This is a genomic window from Draconibacterium orientale (assembly GCF_900111425.1).
GTDB classification, from domain to species: Bacteria; Bacteroidota; Bacteroidia; order Bacteroidales; family Prolixibacteraceae; genus Draconibacterium; species Draconibacterium orientale.
This window is the reverse complement of the sequence record NZ_FOHT01000020.1, coordinates 40632-60163: the sequence shown is the minus strand read 5'-3', so window position 1 is coordinate 60163 and position 19532 is coordinate 40632. Positions and strand designations below refer to the sequence as shown.

The following is a 19532-nucleotide window of genomic DNA, read 5'->3' as shown; positions in this document are numbered from 1 at the left end:
TTATTTTTCACAGAGTAAAGCCGGGATAATTAAATATTCCGGCTTTTTTATAGCTCAAAAGGTAGTTTTTTGCTCCATGTAATTTCCGAGGGAGTTACTTTGGCCTGCATCGGAAAAATCTCGACACCGGCCCTGTGAGCTTGCTTTAACAAGTCGGCATACACCGGATCGATTTCTTTGGCAGGGGCAAATAGCTGCACATCGCTGCGCTGAATAATATAAAGCATAACAGCACGCATTCCCTGCCTTTTTACATCCATCAGTGTTTTCAAATGCTTCTGTCCGCGTGTAGTAACGGCATCCGGGAACAAGGCGTATTCGTTTTCTTTCATAGAAACGTTTTTTACTTCAACGAAACACTTTTCTGTCTCATTCTCCGCATACACATCAAAACGCGAATCGCCAAATTTCACTTCGCGCTTTACGGTTGTATATTCATCCAGTCCCGGAATTTCTCCGTACAAAAGGGCTTCGTACGCCAACTTATTCGGATTGCCGGTATTAATACCTACCCAGTCGCCGTTTATTTTTATCATTTCCCAGGTGAACTTTGTTTTTCGTTTTGGGTCGTCAACCGGTGTAAGATATACCTCTGCCCCATTTTCGAGGCAACTTTTCATCGACCCGGAATTGGTGCAGTGCGCCACAATAATTTCACCGGTATCCAATTCAATATCAGCCAAAAACCGTTTGTAACGTTTTATCAGCCGGCCATGAACAAGTTCTTTCTCAAATTTCAAAATCAGGTATTTTCTGGTAATAATATTACAGCTGAGTTCGTGCAAACGGAACGGCATCCTGACCGGTAAATTCCTTATTCAGGTATTTGTAATAGCCGGTAATGGCAATCATAGCTGCATTATCCATGGTGTATTCAAACTTTGGAATAATCAGGTTCCAGCGGTGCTTTTTGGCATTATTCTGCAGTGCCTTACGCAACCCCGAATTGGCAGAAACACCACCGGCAACAGTAATTTCGTTAACGCCTGTTTCGCGGGCAGCCCGTTTTAATTTGCTAAGCAAAATTTCAATAATGGTGTGCTGCAACGATGCACAAAGATCGGCCAGGTTCTCTTCCACAAAGTTTTCATTCTCTTTCAGATTGTCGCGCAAAAAGTACAGAAAATTGGTTTTTAAGCCACTAAAACTGTAGTCTAAACCCGGAATCCGTGGGCGCGAAAATTCAAAACGGTGCGGATCGCCTTCTTTTGCCAAACGATCGACATGCGGACCTCCCGGATAAGGCAAGCCCATAACTTTTGCACATTTATCAAACGCCTCTCCGGCAGCATCATCAATGGTTTGCCCAATCACTTCCATATCCAGATGGTTGCGCACAAGAATAATTTGCGAATTACCGCCTGAAACCAACAAACACAAAAACGGAAATTTGGGCGGGTTAAATTCCACTCCATTTTCTTTGATAAACAGAGCCAGCACGTGCCCCTGCAAATGATTCACCTCAATTAACGGTATTTTCGAAGCCAGCGAAAAACCCTTTGCAAACGAAGTACCTACCAGTAACGACCCCAGCAATCCCGGACCACGCGTAAAAGCTACAGCCGAAATTTCTTCACGTTCAATTCCGGCCCGTTTCATCGCCAGATCAACCACCGGGATGATATTTTGCTGATGTGCACGCGAAGCCAGTTCGGGCACTACCCCACCGTACTCTTCATGAACTTTCTGCGAAGCCACCACATTCGACAGTATTTCTCCATCGCGAATGATGGCAGCAGAAGTATCGTCGCACGACGATTCGATACCCATTATTATAATTCCTTTATCAGCCATAAAAATCTTCCCTTTTTTTACCTCAATAAAACACGATAAACGCTGTTGGGTTTATATCTTTGCACTTATTAAAAATAAATAGTTAACAAAACGCGCTATCCTTTTTATTGTTATTAATTGAAATGGATTATGTTCGTTCTAAAATTGCAAAACTATTAAAAAAGGCTGGAAAATAATCATTGTTTTGCTGGCAGCATTTATAATGTTGCCGGGCGGTATTTTTGTGCTTATTCAAAACAGCTGGGTGCAAACGCAAATTACGCGACAAATAGCCAAAAATCTCTCAAAAGATTTAAATACCAACATCACAATTGGCAAAGTTGATATTGGCTTTTTTAAACGCCTAACGCTGAAAGATGTTTTAATTGAAGATCAGCTGGGCGATACGCTGATTTACAGCGAACAAATAAAAGCCCGGGTTGACACTTTAAAGTTTAAACGCAAACAGGTTGTTTTAAAAGATCTTTATTTTGAAAATAACCGTATTTACATCTCGAAAGACACGGCCGATGTTTTCAATTTTGGTTTTCTGGTAGAAGAATTTGGGGCCAACCCGGAAAAAGACACGCTAAATGCCTGGACCTTTGCTTGCCGTACGTTTAATTTTAACGACATGCAAATTCGGTATGTTAATAACGAAAACGAAAGCCACCCGATTTTAGATACCCGGAATTTGAATCTGAAGGTCTCAGATTTTTATTCGTTTCGCGATTCTGTTGCGTTCCGGATTGAAGATTTAAGCGTTGATGCCGACCCCAACTTACACCTAAAACAAGCTGCTGCCAACATTACAAACGTTGGAAAAGTACTTACCGTTGAAAATTTTAATATGGTAAGCAACCATTCGTCGCTAACCAACACCAATATGCGTTTTCAGTTTTACAGCGCCAGCGACTCGATGAACCGCAGCTTTGATATGGATATTCAAATTGCCGATTCTGAAATTGGAATGCAGGAAATTGGAGCTCTGATTCCTTCGCTTAAAGGAATGCGCGATGAAATAAAACTTTCAGGAATTATATACGGCAGCCTGAACGACCTGAAAGGAAAAAACCTGTACCTGCAAACAGCCAACGAAACCAATGCACTGCTCGACTTTTATGTGAACGACCTGCTTAATCCGGCCAATATGTACCTGTTTCTCGATTTAAAAAATTCAAATACAACGTTTCAGGACATCAGCAGCATTCGCCTACCCAACAGCGTACCAAACAGCTACATACGCTTTCCCGAGAGTTTTTACGAGGCTGGCCAGCTACAGTTTAAAGGTAATTTTAGTGGTTTCTTAACCGATTTTGTAACCTTCGGAACCCTGCAAAGCGAAATGGGCTCATTAACCACCGATATATTGGTTATGCCCGAAAAAGAAGGACAAATTTATTACCGGGGAAATCTTTCAACAGTAAACTTCCAGTTGGGCGAACTTTTTAAACATGAAGAGCTGGGAGCTATTACCCTGCAAGGATCGGCCGATGGGCAGTTCAACAAAACCACCGAAGCTGTTTCCGGTATTTTTAAAGGCACTATTGATAGTATTGAATACAATAACTACAACTACCGGCACCTGTCGATTGATGGAATATTACACGAAAAAATGTTCGATGGTTTACTCGAAATTCAAGACCCGAACCTCGATTTCACCTTTATCGGGGAGCTTGACCTGAACAAAAAAATTCCGCGTTTCGATTTTAATATGAATCTGCGACACGCCTACACGGGTAACCTGAATTTTACGCAAAACTTTCCGGCAAGCAACATGGCTTTTCAAATGGAAGCCAACTTTACCGGCGATAGAATCGACAATATTAACGGGATGATCTCGGTAAAAGAAGGATACTACAGTAACCGAAACGGCGAGGTAAACCTGCAAGGAATTGAGTTTCGTGCCAACCAGGAAGCGGGCAAAAACAAGCTTCGTATCGAGTCTGATTTTCTAGATGCTGAAATATTGGGCGCATACAACTTTCGAAACTTAAAAAACGATTTCTTTCAGTTGGTAAATCATTATGTTCCGGCCGCAAGAATACCGGCAGATACAACAAGAGCCAATTCAAATAATTTTGATTACAACCTTAACGCAAAAGATATTAACCCGCTGGTAAAAATATTTATTCCGGAACTGGAATTTGAAGGGCCGTTTTTATTGTACGGAAAAATAAACGCACCAAGAAATATTCTGAATTTAAACGGAAGTATTCCGGGTGTAAAATACAACAACAATTGGGCACGCGATGTATATATTGGAAACAACGCGCTGAATGGCCGTTATAACTCCAAATTCAGAATTGGAGAATTGTACCAGCGAAATGGCTTTCTGCTGTACAATTTTACGGTTGACAGCAAAATGGCCAACAACGAACTCGAAAACATAATATCGTGGAGTAATTTTGATGAACTTACCTACAGTGGAGCTATTCGAACGCAATCGAAATTTTCCTATTCCGATTCCACAAAACTGCGCCACATTGATATTTACGGGCAACCATCGCAAATTTATGTAGCCGACACGCTTTGGTCGGTAAATCCGTTTTATGCCAGCATTGATACTACGTCGATAAAAGTAGATGGATTTAAAATTCAACATGCCAACCAGATTTTTACTATCGACGGTAGCATTACCAGCAAAAAAGCAGACCTCGTAAGGTTGGAAATGGAAAACATCGATCTAAACTATCTGGATAAGTATTTCGACAAAACAATTGACCTGGAAGGTAAAATAAACGGATACTTTGGTTTTTCGCGTTTATTTGACGAGCCTGTTATTTTATCGGATCTGAGAATCGACAGTCTTTCGTACAAAAACGAATACATGGGGAATATTTTTCTGTCCAGTCAGTGGAACCAGGCCAACTCCGTTATCGATTCCGAGTTAAAAGTTATCAGGAATAACAAAACAAACTTTCACGCAGCCGGCTCCTACACTCCTTCGGCCGGAGATTTGGATTTTGATATAGAAGTTGACAGTGCTTCGTTATTGATTTTGTCGGCTTTTATGCGCGAGAACTTTTCCAATTTCCAGGGGGCAGCATCGGGTAAAGTAAACCTGGGCGGCAATGTAAAAGGTATCCTTTTAAATGGTGCGCTTTATGGGGCCAATGCCGGCTTAACCATCGATGCTACGCAGGTTCCCTATCATTTTTCCGATTCGGTTTATTTTAAGAACAGAAGTATAATATTCGATAATATTACGGTTTTCGACGACCAGAACAATACGGCCATTTTTGATGGAGAAATTACGCAGCATAACTTTCAGAACATGACTTACAACCTGAATTTTCAGTCGAATAAAATAAAAGCGCTAAATACTACTCAAAAAGATAATGACCAGTTTTACGGTGTAGTAATGGCCAACGGAGGTATCGAAATCGAGGGGCAGGCAACACGTGTAAATCTAACTTGCTTTGGGACCACTTTGCCCGGAACCGACATTAAAATATCGATGGAAAGCCAGAGCGAACTGAAACAATACGACTTTCTGGAGTTTGTTAAACCGGATGAAGAAAAGGAAGAATCGGCTTTTTTTACCAATAGCTCAAACCGCGATGCCGGAGGTTTTAATTTAGGCATTACCGTTGAAGCCACTCCCGATGCCGAAGTTCAGCTGATTTACAATTCGCAGATCGGCGACGTTATTCATGCAAAAGGTGAAGGAATTTTGCTTTTTGAAATGGATAATGAAGGAAACATGAGCCTCTCAGGAAACTATAATCCAACCGAAGGCGATTACCTGTTCACCCTGCAAAATGTAATGAACAAGCGCTTTTCGATTGAGCCGGGCGGTTCAATACTTTGGTCGGGCGATCCTTATAATGCAATTGTTGACTTACAGGCAATTTATAAACTAAAAGCATCTTTAAATGATTTGCCAACAAGTTACCAGCAATTTTCTCAAACCAATCGTGTGCCGGTAGAATGTATTATTAACCTTCAGGATGAACTGGTTAATCCTACTATTGGTTTTGATATCAACTTTCCAAATATTGAAGAACCGCTACGTGATGAGTTACAGCAGTTTTTTAAAACCGAGGAGGAAATGAACAAACAAATCCTTTCGTTAATCGTTCTCGGAAAATTTTATACGCCCGAATATGTACGGGGAACTTTTGAAGCCCAAAACCCAAATATGATAGGTACAACGGCCAGCGAAGTTTTTTCGAACCAACTAAGTAACTGGCTCTCGCAAATTGATGAAAACTGGGATATTGGTATTAATTACCGCCCCGGAAACCAGGTTACCAACGATGAAATTGAGCTGGCACTGAGTACACAGATTTTTAACGACCGGGTAACATTGAACGGAAATATTGGAAATAATACGAACCAGTACGGAACCAATAACAACAACAGCAGTCAAATAGTTGGCGACTTTGAAATGAGCGTAAAACTGGTGCGCAGTGGAAAAATTCTTTTCAAAGTTTACAACCGGTCGAATAACAACCTTATATACGACACAGCTCCTTATACCCAGGGAATTGGTTTATCGTTTAAAGAAGAATATAATTCGATTGATGAACTGATTACAAAATTTGGCAAACTTTTTAAAAAGAAAGAGAACTAGTGTTCACTTTTATTCCGGCACATAAAAAGGCCGGTTCTATATTATAAATCATAAAAAAAACTGACCGATTTCCTTTGCAAATATTTTACTTCCGGTAATTTTGCAATTCTTTAATACAAAAACTTATACCTAAAATTATTTACTATGTTTATATTAATGGTTGTTGTATTTGTTCTGGGCTATGTTGCCATAGCGCTGGAGCATCCACTTAAAGTCGATAAGGCGGCATCGGCTTTAATTATTGGCACCTTATGCTGGGTAGTATATGTACTTGGTGCTGAAGGCATTTTACATCTCGGCTTTAGCCCGGCCTGGGAGGCATTCCTTGTCGCTCATCCCGATTCGCACGGCTTACATGCTGCTCATGAATTTATTGTTGAATCGGAGATTATCCATCATTTGGGCGAAATCAGTGAAATTTTATTCTTCCTGCTTGGCGCAATGACCATTGTTGAAGTGGTTGATCAGCACGAAGGATTTAAAATTATTACCGATAAAATAAAAACCACCAATAAAGTAAAACTACTGTGGATATTGAGTTTGCTTACATTCTTCATGTCGGCACTGCTTGATAACCTCACTACAACAATCGTTTTGGTTGCATTGCTCCGAAAACTGATCGACGACAAACAAACCCGCTGGTTTTTTGCAAGTATGGTGGTATTAGCGGCCAATGCCGGTGGTGCGTGGTCGCCAATTGGCGATGTTACCACCATTATGTTGTGGATTGGCGGACAGGTTACAGCAGGTACAATTATAACGAATGTAATTCTGCCTAGTTTGGTTTGTATGGTTGTTCCGTTGGCCATACTTTCGGTAACCATGAAAGGAAATGTTCAACGCCCGGCAATCGACGAAGACGAAGTGGAATACAGTACCGAAAAAGAACGGCTTCTGTTCCTTATTTTGGGTGTATCCGGTTTATTGTTCGTTCCGGTATTTAAAACCATCACCCACCTGCCTCCTTACATGGGAATGTTACTTTCGTTAGGCCTTTTGTGGGTGGTTGGCGAAATTGTTCACAAAGACAAACCAAAAGAAATTAAAGAAAAACTAAAAGTTACAGCTGTAATTCAGCGCATTGATGTACCAACTGTATTGTTTTTCCTTGGAATACTTTCGGCAGTTGCAGCCTTACAATCAGCCGGACACTTAAATATCCTGGCCACTTATCTCGATGAGAAACTGGGCAACATTTACCTGATCGACCTTGCCATTGGTGTGCTTTCGTCGGTGGTTGACAATGTTCCGTTGGTAGCAGGTGCAATGGGTATGTACCCGATTGCCGATGCCGGAGCTGTTGGTTACCAGGCTGCCTTTGTTCAGGATGGAGCTTTCTGGGAATTCCTGGCCTACACAGCCGGTACCGGTGGCAGTATGTTAATTATTGGCTCGGCTGCTGGTGTGGCTGCCATGGGATTGGAAAAAATCGATTTTATCTGGTACCTGAAAAAAATCAGCTGGCTGGCTTTAATTGGCTATCTGGCAGGTGCCGCAGTTTACTTTGTAATGTTTGGCCTGTAATATCAAAAATCAGTTGTTCATAACTCTATAAGATACGAGGTGCAGAGCAAGCAAAACGGTTAAAATATTACTTATTTTAGCGAGGTATAATATTTAAGGTTATACCTCGTTTTTTATTTTAAGAATTGTAAAAAAAAATAATTGGATAAACATGTTTAACTTATTGATGATTCAGACTGATCTTCCACAAGAGTTGGAAGCTATGGCGACCGAGCCGGAAGGCATTTCAACAAAATTTATAGATCTGGCGATGAAAGGTGGATGGATTATGATTCCGATTTTATTTTTGTCGGTAGTAGCCGTTTACATCTTTTTCGACCGCTATTTTGCCATAAAAAAAGCCGGAAGATTTGATTCAGGTTTGCTTGAAAAAATAAAAGTTTATATCACTTCAGGAAAAATCGATTCAGCCGTGGCACTGTGCCGCAGCAATCCCAACCCGGCATCGCGCATGTTGGAAAAAGGAATCAGCCGGATTGGCCGACCGCTAACCGACGTTAATGCCGCTATCGAAAATGTAGGTAACCTCGAGATTTCGAAACTGGAAAAAGGACTTCCGGTATTGGCATCGGTAGCCGGAGGAGCTCCAATGATCGGATTTCTTGGCACGGTGATGGGAATGATTCAGGCATTTTACGATATGTCGAACGCCGGAAACAATATTGATGTAACACTGCTTTCAACAGGTATTTACCAGGCAATGGTAACTACAGTTGCCGGATTAATCGTGGGTATTATCGCCTATTTCGCCTACAATATTTTGGTTTCGAATGTGGAGAAAGTGGTTTTTAAAATGGAAGCTACCACTTCTGAATTTATGGATCTGTTAAACGAACCGGCATAATCTGTAGTAAATGGCACTAAAAAAGAGAAATAAAGTAAATGCTGCATTTAGCATGTCGTCGATGACCGACATTGTATTTCTGTTGCTTATTTTCTTTATGGTTACCTCTACCCTGATTGCGCCAAATGCGCTGAAATTGTTGCTTCCGCAAAGTAACAATCAAACAGCTGCCAAGCCGATCACAACCATATCGATAACATCCGATTTGAAATACTATATCAACGACGACAACAAGCTTCAAAGCGTAAAATTTGGTGAAATTGAGCCGTTTTTAACCAATAAGTTTGGTTCGGGTAACGACGATATTTTTATTTCGTTGCACGCCGATCAATCTGTTCCGGTTAACGAAGTGGTAAAAATAATGAACATTGCCCGCCGAAATAAGTATAAAATGATACTGGCAACATCGCCTGAATAGACGAAGAATGATAGAAAGAGAGGAATATAGCGAGAAGAAAAAGGGGCTTATCGGAACGATTGTTTTTCACACAATTGTACTGATATTATTGCTTGTGCTTGGCTTTTTCACGCCACTTCCTCTGCCCGGAGAAGAAGGAATTCTGGTTAATTTCGGAAATTCAGAGAATGGATTGGGCGACCGCGAACCAAGTCCGGCGCGCCGACAACAACAAACCACTCCTCCTCCACCGCCACAAACGGCACAAAAAAAATCTACGCCACCAACGGCTCAACAAACACCTCCGCCTCCGGTAAAAACTTCGGAACCGGAACCTGCCAAGGAAGTTGCAATGACACAGGACTACGAAAAAACAGTAGCCATTGAAGCAGCCGAGAAAAAGAAAAAGGAAGAAGAGCGCAAACGTCAGCAGGAGCTGGATGAAAAAAAACGTAAAGAACAGGAAGAAATAGACCGCAAAAATGCTGAAGAAGCGGAACAAAAGCGTTTGGCAGAAATTGAACGCAAAAAGCAAGAAGAAATAGAACGCCAGCAACGCGAGGAGGCAGAAAGAATTGCCCGCGAGGAAGCCGAACGCAAAGCACGTGAAGAGGCGGAGCGCCAACGTAAGCTGGAAGAACAACGAAAAATTGCAGAGATAAACTCGCGCACGCAAGGCGCTTTTGCAAACAGTGGCTCAGGAAGCGGCGGCACCGGCAACAGCGACGGGAAAAGCCAGGGAGCAACATTCCCGGGTGGTAACCAAGGTGTGCCAACCGGCGACCCGAATGCAACAAATTATGGCGATGGTGGCAGCGGTGCCGGAAACCAGGGAACAGGCGCAGGCATTTCATTCGACCTTGGAGGACGCTCAGCAATTTCGTTGCCCAAACCGGAATACCCGGGTAACGATGCCGGAATTGTGGTGGTAAAAGTTATCGTGGATAAAAACGGAAGAGTTACTTCTGCCGAACCGGGAGTTCGCGGAACAACGATTGCCAATAAGGCATTTTGGGACGAAGCCAAGCAGGCAGCATTAAAAGCCAAATTCAACGTCGATCCTGATGCGGCAGCTTTCCAGCAGGGAACTATTTCGTATCGTTTCAGATTGGATTAGTATCGAAACTCAAGCTACGAGGATCCAGCATCCAGGATCCAGTATCTAGTATCTAGTATCTAGTATCTAGCATCCAGCATCCAGTATCCAGCATAAATCTTTGCTGACAATTATCTGTTTTTTAATCCATTTAAATTGTGTTCTTTTGCGAAAAATTTCAATACAATGGCATTTCTGACAAAAGACAAAATTTTCAGTAAAAAGTGGATTCAGGATAATCTGCTTTTAATTTCGGGCTCATTTGTTTTGGCCGCTTCTTTTGTATTTTTTGTTACCCCGCATAAAATTGTTCCGGGTGGCGTTTACGGAATCGCCATTGTTGTACACTACCTAACCGAAGGTGTTTTTTCGTTTTGGCCCGATGGGATTCCGGTGGGTACATTTGCACTGATGATTGACATTCCGCTGATTATTACCGGAATTAAAATTCTCGGTCCACGTTTTGGAATAAAAACCATTACCGGATCGGTGTTAACCGCTGTTTTTACCGATTTGCTGACCATGATGCGCCCGGATGCAAACTTGCCACTGGTGAATGATATTCTTTTATCGTGCCTGTTTGGCGGTGTTTTAATGGGATTTGGACTGGGTTTGATTTTTAAATCGCGTGCTACATCCGGCGGATCGGATATTATTGCCATGATTATTGCAAAATACACCCATCTGCAAATTGGCAGACTGATGATTTATGTTGATTCAGTAATCGTATTATTTGGCTTGCTCGCCTTCCGCGACTGGGCCATCCCACTCTACTCGCTAATTGTAATTTACATTTGCGGAAAATTGATCGACACTGCTCTTGAAGGTGCCAATTACAACAAAGCCCTTCTAATCGTTTCGCGAAAACATGAAGAAATAAAAGAAAAGTTATTGGTTGATTTAGAGCGCGGAGGAACTTATCTGAATGGTGAAGGTATGTTTACCGGCGAGCAAAAACGAATTATATACACCGTTGTGAGTCGTCGCGAAGTGGCAGTACTGAAAGAATACATCAGTAAAATAGATCCAGACGCATTTATTACCGTTATGGATACTAAAGAAATTCTTGGCGAAGGATTTCAGAGCCTGAATCAAAAAGGTAACAATTAGCAGCCATAGTTGGTTAAATGTACATTTTAACAATCTTAACGATTTTTAAATTCAACGGCATGTAAAAATAGCCCTCTTTCATTTTATCCGGCTGAATATTCTGTTATCTTCGTGCCACGCTGAAAGTAAGTAGAAAATGGATTTTTCGGGAAAAACAATTTGGATTACAGGAGCATCATCGGGCATTGGCAAAGCGGTGGCTATTGAGTTATCATCAAACAACGTAACACTCATTCTTTCGGGCCGAAAAGAAGAGGCCTTAAAAGACACCGAAAAATGCTGCATAAAAAACGGCTGCCAAACCGTTATTCTTCCTTTCGATTTAGGAAACGAACAATCGATTGAAGAAGCGGCTCAGTTCATTAACGAAAACAACATAAAAATTGATGCGCTATACCAGTTTGGCGGAATTAGCCAACGTTCGTATGTAGCCGAAACCCCGTTAAGTGTCGATCGCAAAATTTTCGAAGTAAATTATTTTGGAACAATTGCTTTAACCAAAAAGGTTTTGCCGCAAATGATTAAAAATGGTGGCGGGCAAATTGCTGTTACCTCCAGTATTGTTGGTAAATTTGGATTTCCATACCGGTCGTCGTATTCGGCATCGAAACAAGCTTTACACGGCTTTTTCGAAAGTTTACGGGCCGAGAACGCCAAAAACAAAATTGCCGTTTCGGTTATCATTCCCGGACGTATAAAAACGAATATTTCGGTGAATGCGATCAATAAAGACGGAAAAACTCACGCGCAAATGGATGCCGGCCAAGACGAGGGCATGTCGGCAGAAAAATGCGCAAAAGTGATTTGTAAAAAACTGAAAAAAGAGAAAAAGGAAATATTGGTAGGTGGTTCAGAAGTTATTATGGTACACATCAGACGGTTTTTGCCGCGTTTGTATTATTACATGGCTTCGCGCGTTAAACCACTGTAAATATAAGGATTAAGCAAAATGAAACGAGCATAACAAGAGCGATTTTAATAGTCGGGAGAATGAATATGCGAGTTACCTGCCTACCGCAGGCAGGCATGAGTTACCGTAAAAATCAACAATTGTAAACGAATGAAAGCACAAATAAACGGAATCCAGCAGTTAGGAGTTGGAGTTGAAGATCTTCAGGAAGCATGGAAATGGTATCGCGAACATTTCTCAATGGATATTCGAATGTTTGAAGATGAAGCCACAGCAGAGTTGATGCTGGCACACACAGCAGGAAAAACACGCGACAGAAAAGCTGTTTTGGCACTAAATATGCAAGGTGGTGGAGGTTTTGAAATATGGCAACATACCGGAAAAAAACCTGAGCCCATCAATTTCGAGATTCAACTGGGCGATTTGGGCATTAACATCGGAAAAATAAAAACCGAAAATGTACAGGCAGTTTACGATAAATTCAGTGCTTCAAAGCTAAATCTGCTTACTCCTGTTTCGAAAGATCCGGCCGGCAACGACCATTTTTTTATGAAAGACATTTACGGAAACATGTGGGAAATAAAAAACCAGGAAGGTGTTTTTCGTAAAAAAGAAAAGTCGTTAACCGGTGGTGTACTGGGAACGGTAATTGGGGTAAAAGATTTGGATACCAGCCTGAAAGTTTACCAGGAGATTCTGCAATACGACGAAGTTGTTTACGATGAAACCGGTGTTTTTGAAGATTACAAAAGTATTCCGGGTGGCGACAAAAAATTCCGTCGCGTTTTGCTTCGTCATTCCGATGTAAAACAAGGCGCTTTTAGTCCTTTCTTCGGGCAATCGGTTATCGAGCTGATTCAGGCCTTTGATTACGAGCCCCGAGATATTTACGAAGGAAGAATATGGGGCGATCCGGGTTTTATTCACCTTTGTTTCGACATTAACGGTATGGACCAATTCCGCGAAAAGGCAAAAGCAATTGGTTATCCGTTTACCGTCGACAGTGCAAAAGCGATGGAATCATTCGATATGGGCGAAGCTGCCGGAAATTTTGCCTATATACAGGCCCCCGAAGGAACATTGATCGAATTTGTTGAAACACATAAAATACCGATTGTCAAAAAAATTGGCTGGTACATCGACCTTCGTAAACGAGGCTACCACCCGCTTCCGAAATGGATTATGAATATGTTTCGTTTTATGCGGGTGAAAGACAAAAAGTAGTCAAATAACAGGACTTTTTTAAGGCACTGCTAAATATCATAAACTACAACAATTTCTATTCTTTTATTGAATCAGTAAAATAGAAGTATGGAATCGATAAAGGAAATCTATAAAATAGGACACGGCCCATCAAGCAGTCACACCATGGGACCGAAAAAAGCTGCAGAAAGGTTTCTGGCAGAAAACAATGATGCCAACCATTTTGAGGTAACACTGTATGGTAGTTTGGCCGCCACCGGAAAAGGTCACCTTACGGATTATGCAATCGAACAAAGTTTTGGCAAGCGTCAGTTACAAATTAACTGGGAGCCGAAAACCTTTCTAAAAAGACACCCGAATGCGATGTGTTTCAAAGCTTTCGACAAAGCAAATAACCTGTTGAAAGAATGGACCTGCTACAGCATTGGCGGAGGTGCCATTATCGATGATTATACGCAAACCGAAACGGTTGATGTGTACGAACACACCACCATGGCCGAAATACTGAACTGGTGTAACCGCAACGGAAAAAGCTTTTGGGAATACGTGGCCGAGTTTGAAGAACCCGATATTTGGGATTACCTGGAGGAAGTTTGGCACGTAATGTTCGACAGCATTAAGCGCGGCTTAAAAACCGATGGAGTTTTACCCGGAGGTTTAAAACTTCCGCGAAAAGCACAAAGTTTTAATACCAAGGGACGCAATTTTGCCACACCTTTTAAACGACGTTCGCAGTTGTTTTCATACGCACTGGCGGTAATGGAAGAAAATGCTTCGGGAGGTAAGATTGTGGCAGCTCCAACGTGCGGAGCAAGCGGCGTAATGCCTGCAATCCTAAAGTATTTCCAAAAAATTCATAATACCGATAAGAAAAGTATAATCAGGGCATTAGCTACCGCAGGAATCATCGGTAATCTGGTAAAAACAAATGCATCAATTTCAGGAGCAGAAGTAGGTTGCCAGGGCGAAGTAGGAACAGCCTGTGCGATGGCTTCAGGCGCTGCAACACAAATGATGGGCGGCACCATTTATCAAATCGAGTATTCGGCAGAAATGGGCCTCGAGCATCATTTGGGATTGACTTGCGATCCGGTGGCCGGGCTGGTACAAATACCTTGTATAGAACGAAATGCATTTGCTGCCGAACGGGCCGTATCGCACAATAATTATGCTTTACTTACCGATGGGCGCCACCGCATTAGTTTCGATGAAGTGGTGGAAACCATGTATAAAACAGGAATTGACTTACAAAGTAAGTATCGTGAAACATCGGAAGGCGGACTGGCAATTTTTGATGCTTTGCCAAACTGCTGATTCGTTAAAGAATTCATAAAGTCGTCATTCCGAATTTATTTCGGAATCTTTTTGAAATAGTTGGATGCTGAACCAAGTTCAGCATGACGATTTATGCTGTGAAAAGCTGGATATTAATGAAGACGAGCTTGATAGTTTTCTATCGGCAACTCAATCTCAACCACATCACCTTGTTTCCATTTTTTGGCAATTACACAGTAACTGCCTGGCTGCGTGAAATATTTCACCTTTTTTACGACCACACTCGTTCCCTCGGCCCATTCCGGAATTCGAATGTACAACTCTATGTAACTATTTTCAGCATTGTCGAAATGTAAGCGTACACTTCCCGACTCCGGATAAGTGGTTTCCTGCCGAAAAGTAACCTCGCCGCCAAGCGAATGCTGGTAGTTTATTTCAACCGGATTGAACAGGTTAACGTAAATGTGATCACCATTTTTTGTCAGCACAAAAGGTTCGATGTAGTTCGCCATATTTTCGTTTGCCGATATTTCTTCCAGTTCCTGTGCATATTTTGCCTCGCCTGTTAATTCAAGTAACAATCCGTTTATTTCTATCCAGGCAGGCAATTCCGGACTATCATAAACGGCCTTTTTTTTAGCTGCATAAAACTGATCGTATTTATCTTTAAACACCTGTAAATCAAAGGCTGAATCTTGTGCATCAAACTGATTCACAAAAGTAAAAAGATTTTCAAAAGGCCCGTAATCATTACCATAGTCTTGTGTTACAGATGTATTGACGGTTGAAATACGTTCCGACTTTTTTACTGGAAATTGATCGTTGTAATTGCATGAAACAAGTACAAAAAACAGAATAATAAAATACAGTTTAGGATTCATTTGTAGTTACTTTTCAGCTCATAAACACGAATCAGTGTGAAGTGTTCAAACAAATGGCAATTAAAAGTTTATTGAAAATTGATTTGTTTTTTAAGAACTAATTTCTATAACTTTGTTACACTCAAATAAAAAGAGAACTAAAAATGAATAGCTCAATAAATATCACCGTTACTGATTACCGACCGTTCTAGGTTGGCCAAGAGAGATTATTCAATTAGTTTATTCATTTATTTCCATAATTTTATCATGTTACGCAAAAGAGTAAATGTTTTGTCTTTACAAAAACTAAAAGACATTGATTTTAAAGAGCTCTGGATTGATGTAAAAGAAGCAATAGGCGGTACAGAGCGCGATTTCACTGAAAGCAGCCTGGGCAAAGCCATTTTTATTTTGGCAGTGCCGATGGTGCTCGAAATGATTATGGAATCGGTATTTGCCGTAGTTGATATATTTTTTGTTTCGAAATTAGGAGCCGATGCAGTAGCAACGGTTGGCCTCACTGAATCGGTAATGACCATTGTTTACGCCATTGGAATGGGATTAAGTGTGGCAACCACAGCGCTCGTTTCGCGAAGAATTGGCGAGAAAAACAACAAGCAAGCCGGTGTTGTGGCGTTTCAGGCTATGATGGTCGGTTTAATATTTTCAGTTTGTTTAGCCATTCCCGGTGTTTTATTTGCCGGCGAATTTTTAAAGCTTATGGGCGCAACCGACTCCATGGCTGCCGAAGGTTACCTTTTCCCTGCCATTATGTTTGGCAGTAATGTGGTAATTATGCTGCTGTTTATTATTAACGCGGTGTTCCGCAGTTCGGGCGACGCAGCCATCTCAATGCGGGTAATGTGGTTGGCTAATATTATCAACATCATTCTCGACCCATTGCTGATTTTTGGCATTGGCCCTTTTCCTGAACTTGGGCTTGCGGGAGCAGCAATTGCCACTACAATCGGGCGTGGACTGGCAGTTTTGTACCAGTTTTACCTTTTGTTTGGCGGGCATCACCGCATTCGGCTTTACTGGCACAGTTTAAAAATCCGTTTCAATGTAATGCTGAAACTCGTGAAAATTTCCGGTGGTGGAATTTTACAAAACCTGATTGCCACTTCGAGCTGGATTTTGCTGGTTCGCATTATTGCCGTTTCAGGACCGGAAGCGTTGGCCGGTTATACCATTGCCATCCGGATAATTATTTTTGCGCTGTTGCCTGCCTGGGGCCTCAGCAACGCTGCTTCAACGCTGGTTGGGCAAAATCTTGGTGCCAATCAACCTGAGCGTGCCGAACGATCGGTTTGGATAACCGGATACGTAAACATGATTTTTATGGGATTTATGGGAATTATACTGGCTGTATTCCCCGAGTTCTGGATAAAATTGTTTATCGGCGAAGCGGCAGTTATTGATAACGGCACACTGGCACTGCGCATAATCAGTTTTGGTTTTCTGTTTTATGCACTTGGAATGGTTCTGATGCAGGGATTTAACGGAAGCGGCGATACGATTACACCTTCAAAAATCAATTTTATCAGCTTTTGGCTCTTCGAGATACCATTGGCCTATTTCCTGGCCATTGTGCTGAATATGGGGTTGTTTGGAGCCAGTATGGCAATTGTAATAGCCGAATCGTTTTTGGCAATCATAGCCTTATATGTGTTCCGCAAAGGCAAATGGAAACAACAAAAAGTGTAAATTTATCTCTTAAGACTCTTTATCATGAAACAACAACTTCCTGTTTCGATTGAAAATTATTCAAAAGAGAATAACATCTCAACCGCTGAACTGGCGCGGGTTATAACGGTGCACAAAGAACGTTACATTATTCAAAGCAGCACATCGGTTTTAAAAGCCGAAATAACCGGTAATATAAGGTTTGGGGCTCAATCTGCCGCCGATTTCCCTACTGTTGGTGATTGGGTACACTTTGTGCCAATGGACGATGACAATGCAATCATTAATGAAGTTCTGCCCCGTTTTTCGAAACTCGAACGCCAGGCTGTTGGCAAACACGGCGATGTGCAGCTTATTGCCGCCAATGTTGATGTAGCGTTTATTGTACAAGCTGTTGGGCACGATTTTAACCCGAACCGTCTGGAAAGATATTTCGCAGTTTGTTATGCCGGAAATATCCAACCGTTTTTGGTACTCTCAAAAACTGATTTGGTTAGTGAAACCGAGTGTAAAACCTTAATGGATGAAGTAAAAAATCGAATCAGGAATATTAAAATAATTGCCATAAGCAATGAAACCAAACAAGGTTTTAACCTTCTGAGAAATGAACTGGAAGCGAGAAAAACCTATTGTTTCCTGGGCTCTTCCGGTGTTGGCAAATCAACAATTATTAATCACCTGCTAAACAGGGAAGCCCTCGAAACCCGGTCGATTAGCGAAAGTACCAGTAAAGGGCGGCATACAACAAGCCATCGCGAATTGTTTGTGCTGGAGAACGATAGCATTGTGATCGACACACCGGGAATGCGCGAGTTGGGAGTAACCGACTCGGCCGATGCACTTGAAATGACCTTTGATGCTATTTCTGATCTGACTTCCGATTGCCGGTTTAGCGATTGCAGCCATACCAACGAAACGGGCTGTGCCGTGTTGGCAGCACTTGAGCGTGGCGAATTAAGCGAAGATGCCTACGAAAACTATTTAAAACTAAAGCGCGAGCAAGAACATTTCAGCAGTACCCTTTACGAAAAACGGCAGCGCGATAAGGAGTTTGGCAAAATGATAAAATCGGTGTTGAAAGAGAAAAAGCGTTCAAAACCAAAATAGTTGATGAACAATAAGTCCCTCTGATTCATTGTTAAACTGAAACCAAAACTTATTTATCGATGAAAAAATTCGCAATTGAGATGAAATGGGCCGTTTTATTTGCTGTTGTTCAGCTGGTCTGGATGCTAGGAGAACGACTTGCCGGCCTTCATGATGAGAACATTGAAAAACACGCCATTGCAACCAACTTCTTCGCCATTGTGGCCATTGCAGTTTATGTGGTTGCCCTGTTCGACAAACGGAAAAATGATTTCAACGGCAAAATGACCTGGATACAGGGATTTATCAGCGGATTGATCATTACTTTGGGAGTTACCATTCTTACTCCCCTCACCCAATACCTTACGGTTGAAGTGATTACTCCACATTATTTCGAAAACATGATTCGCTATGCGGTTGAAAATGGCTTGCAAACGCAGGAAGAGGCAGCAAGTTATTTCAACCTGCAAAGCTATATGCTACAAAGTATTCTTACAGCACCAATTATGGGACTGGCAACCTCGGCAATTATTGCCATTTTCACCCGAAAAAAATAAGTGGCTATGCCAGGTGCAAAAACAGTTGACGAGTATATTTTAACTGCCCGATCAAGGCAGGATATTTTGATGATACTGCGTGATTTGCTAAGATCTACGGAACTATCGGAAACTATAAAATGGGGTGCGCCGTGTTACACTATTAATGGAAAAAATGTAATCGGGCTCGGTGTTTTTAAAGAACACGTGGCTATTTGGTTCTTTCAGGGTGCGCTGTTAAAAGACGAAGCAAAAGTGCTTTTTAATGCACAAAACGATAAAACCAAAGCATTGCGTCAGTGGCGCTTTGTAACGGTCGACGATCTTGATGCAGAAATGATTATTGCTTATGCAAACGAAGCTATTTCCAACGAAAAGCAAAACAAAAGGGTAAAAATCATCCGAAATAAAAAGTTAATTATTCCGCCCGAATTGAAAGAAGCCTTAAACCAGGATAATCATCTGAAGCTTTCATTTCAGGAATTTTCGCCGGGCAAACAACGCGAATTTGCCAATTATATCGCACAGGCAAAACAGGTAAAAACCAAACAATCGAGGTTGAATAAGATTATCCCAATGATTAATAATAACATCGGTTTAAACGATAAATACCGCAATTATTAAGGCTTATTAAGAATTGTTTCTAATTTCAT

Annotated in this window: 16 protein-coding genes; 13 read left to right on the top strand and 3 right to left on the bottom strand. The window is 41.6% G+C overall.

Features of this window, described 5'->3' with window-relative positions; genetic code table 11:
* Window positions 1–47: 47 nt before the first annotated feature.
* Both sfsA and tsaD read right to left on the bottom strand, forming a co-directional pair.
* Window positions 48–740, bottom strand: a complete 693-nt coding sequence (gene sfsA / locus BMW53_RS11955; protein WP_038565454.1) for a DNA/RNA nuclease SfsA — start codon at window positions 738–740, stop codon at window positions 48–50.
* 25 nt (window positions 741–765) lie between these two features.
* On the bottom strand, window positions 766–1794 hold the full coding sequence (gene tsaD / locus BMW53_RS11950) for a tRNA (adenosine(37)-N6)-threonylcarbamoyltransferase complex transferase subunit TsaD (protein WP_038562214.1): 1029 nt from the start codon (window positions 1792–1794) through the stop codon (window positions 766–768).
* Between the two features lie 184 nt (window positions 1795–1978).
* Here tsaD and BMW53_RS11945 point away from each other — a divergent pair, with 184 nt between their 5' ends.
* From BMW53_RS11945 to BMW53_RS11905, 9 genes are all read left to right on the top strand, one after another.
* Window positions 1979–6352: a translocation/assembly module TamB domain-containing protein gene (locus BMW53_RS11945; protein ID WP_139178128.1), complete on the top strand. Its 4374-nt coding sequence runs from the start codon at window positions 1979–1981 to the stop codon at window positions 6350–6352.
* Between the two features lie 144 nt (window positions 6353–6496).
* Entirely contained in the window at window positions 6497–7876 is a 1380-nt protein-coding gene (gene nhaD / locus BMW53_RS11940) for a sodium:proton antiporter NhaD (protein ID WP_038562220.1), read from the top strand.
* Between the two features lie 151 nt (window positions 7877–8027).
* Window positions 8028–8720, top strand: a complete 693-nt coding sequence (locus BMW53_RS11935) for a MotA/TolQ/ExbB proton channel family protein (RefSeq protein WP_074780689.1) — start codon at window positions 8028–8030, stop codon at window positions 8718–8720.
* Between the two features lie 10 nt (window positions 8721–8730).
* Window positions 8731–9138: an ExbD/TolR family protein gene (locus BMW53_RS11930; protein WP_038562226.1), complete on the top strand. Its 408-nt coding sequence runs from the start codon at window positions 8731–8733 to the stop codon at window positions 9136–9138.
* A gap of 7 nt (window positions 9139–9145) precedes the next feature.
* Window positions 9146–10234, top strand: coding sequence for a cell envelope integrity protein TolA (tolA, locus tag BMW53_RS11925; protein ID WP_074780686.1), 1089 nt, complete (start codon window positions 9146–9148; stop codon window positions 10232–10234).
* 165 nt (window positions 10235–10399) lie between these two features.
* Window positions 10400–11323: a YitT family protein gene (locus tag BMW53_RS11920; RefSeq protein WP_038562237.1), complete on the top strand. Its 924-nt coding sequence runs from the start codon at window positions 10400–10402 to the stop codon at window positions 11321–11323.
* A gap of 136 nt (window positions 11324–11459) precedes the next feature.
* Complete coding sequence (locus BMW53_RS11915) at window positions 11460–12254, top strand: SDR family NAD(P)-dependent oxidoreductase (protein ID WP_038562241.1); 795 nt, start codon at window positions 11460–11462, stop codon at window positions 12252–12254.
* A gap of 129 nt (window positions 12255–12383) precedes the next feature.
* Window positions 12384–13457 carry a VOC family protein gene (locus tag BMW53_RS11910; RefSeq protein ID WP_074780682.1) on the top strand — a complete coding sequence of 358 codons (1074 nt, stop codon included), beginning with the start codon at window positions 12384–12386 and terminating at the stop codon, window positions 13455–13457.
* Between the two features lie 87 nt (window positions 13458–13544).
* A complete protein-coding gene (locus BMW53_RS11905; protein WP_038562246.1) occupies window positions 13545–14750 on the top strand; it encodes an L-serine ammonia-lyase in 1206 nt (401 codons plus the stop codon).
* A gap of 113 nt (window positions 14751–14863) precedes the next feature.
* Here BMW53_RS11905 and BMW53_RS11900 read toward each other — a convergent pair whose 3' ends face one another.
* Complete coding sequence (locus BMW53_RS11900; RefSeq protein ID WP_038562251.1) at window positions 14864–15592, bottom strand: glycoside hydrolase family 127 protein; 729 nt, start codon at window positions 15590–15592, stop codon at window positions 14864–14866.
* A gap of 246 nt (window positions 15593–15838) precedes the next feature.
* Between BMW53_RS11900 and BMW53_RS11895 the strand changes: the two genes are divergently transcribed.
* The 4 genes from BMW53_RS11895 to BMW53_RS11880 are packed head-to-tail and all read left to right on the top strand — an operon-like array spanning window position 15839 to window position 19503.
* The gene (locus BMW53_RS11895; RefSeq protein ID WP_081804909.1) at window positions 15839–17278 is read left to right on the top strand and encodes an MATE family efflux transporter; all 1440 of its coding nucleotides are present in this window, start codon (window positions 15839–15841) and stop codon (window positions 17276–17278) included.
* A 24-nt stretch (window positions 17279–17302) separates the two neighbouring features.
* Window positions 17303–18364 (top strand): ribosome small subunit-dependent GTPase A, encoded by a 1062-nt coding sequence (gene rsgA, locus BMW53_RS11890; RefSeq protein ID WP_038562256.1) that lies wholly within the window; start codon window positions 17303–17305, stop codon window positions 18362–18364.
* A gap of 59 nt (window positions 18365–18423) precedes the next feature.
* Entirely contained in the window at window positions 18424–18900 is a 477-nt protein-coding gene (locus BMW53_RS11885) for a DUF4199 domain-containing protein (RefSeq protein WP_038562261.1), read from the top strand.
* A 6-nt stretch (window positions 18901–18906) separates the two neighbouring features.
* Entirely contained in the window at window positions 18907–19503 is a 597-nt protein-coding gene (locus tag BMW53_RS11880; RefSeq protein ID WP_038562264.1) for a YdeI/OmpD-associated family protein, read from the top strand.
* Window positions 19504–19532 lie beyond the last annotated feature (29 nt).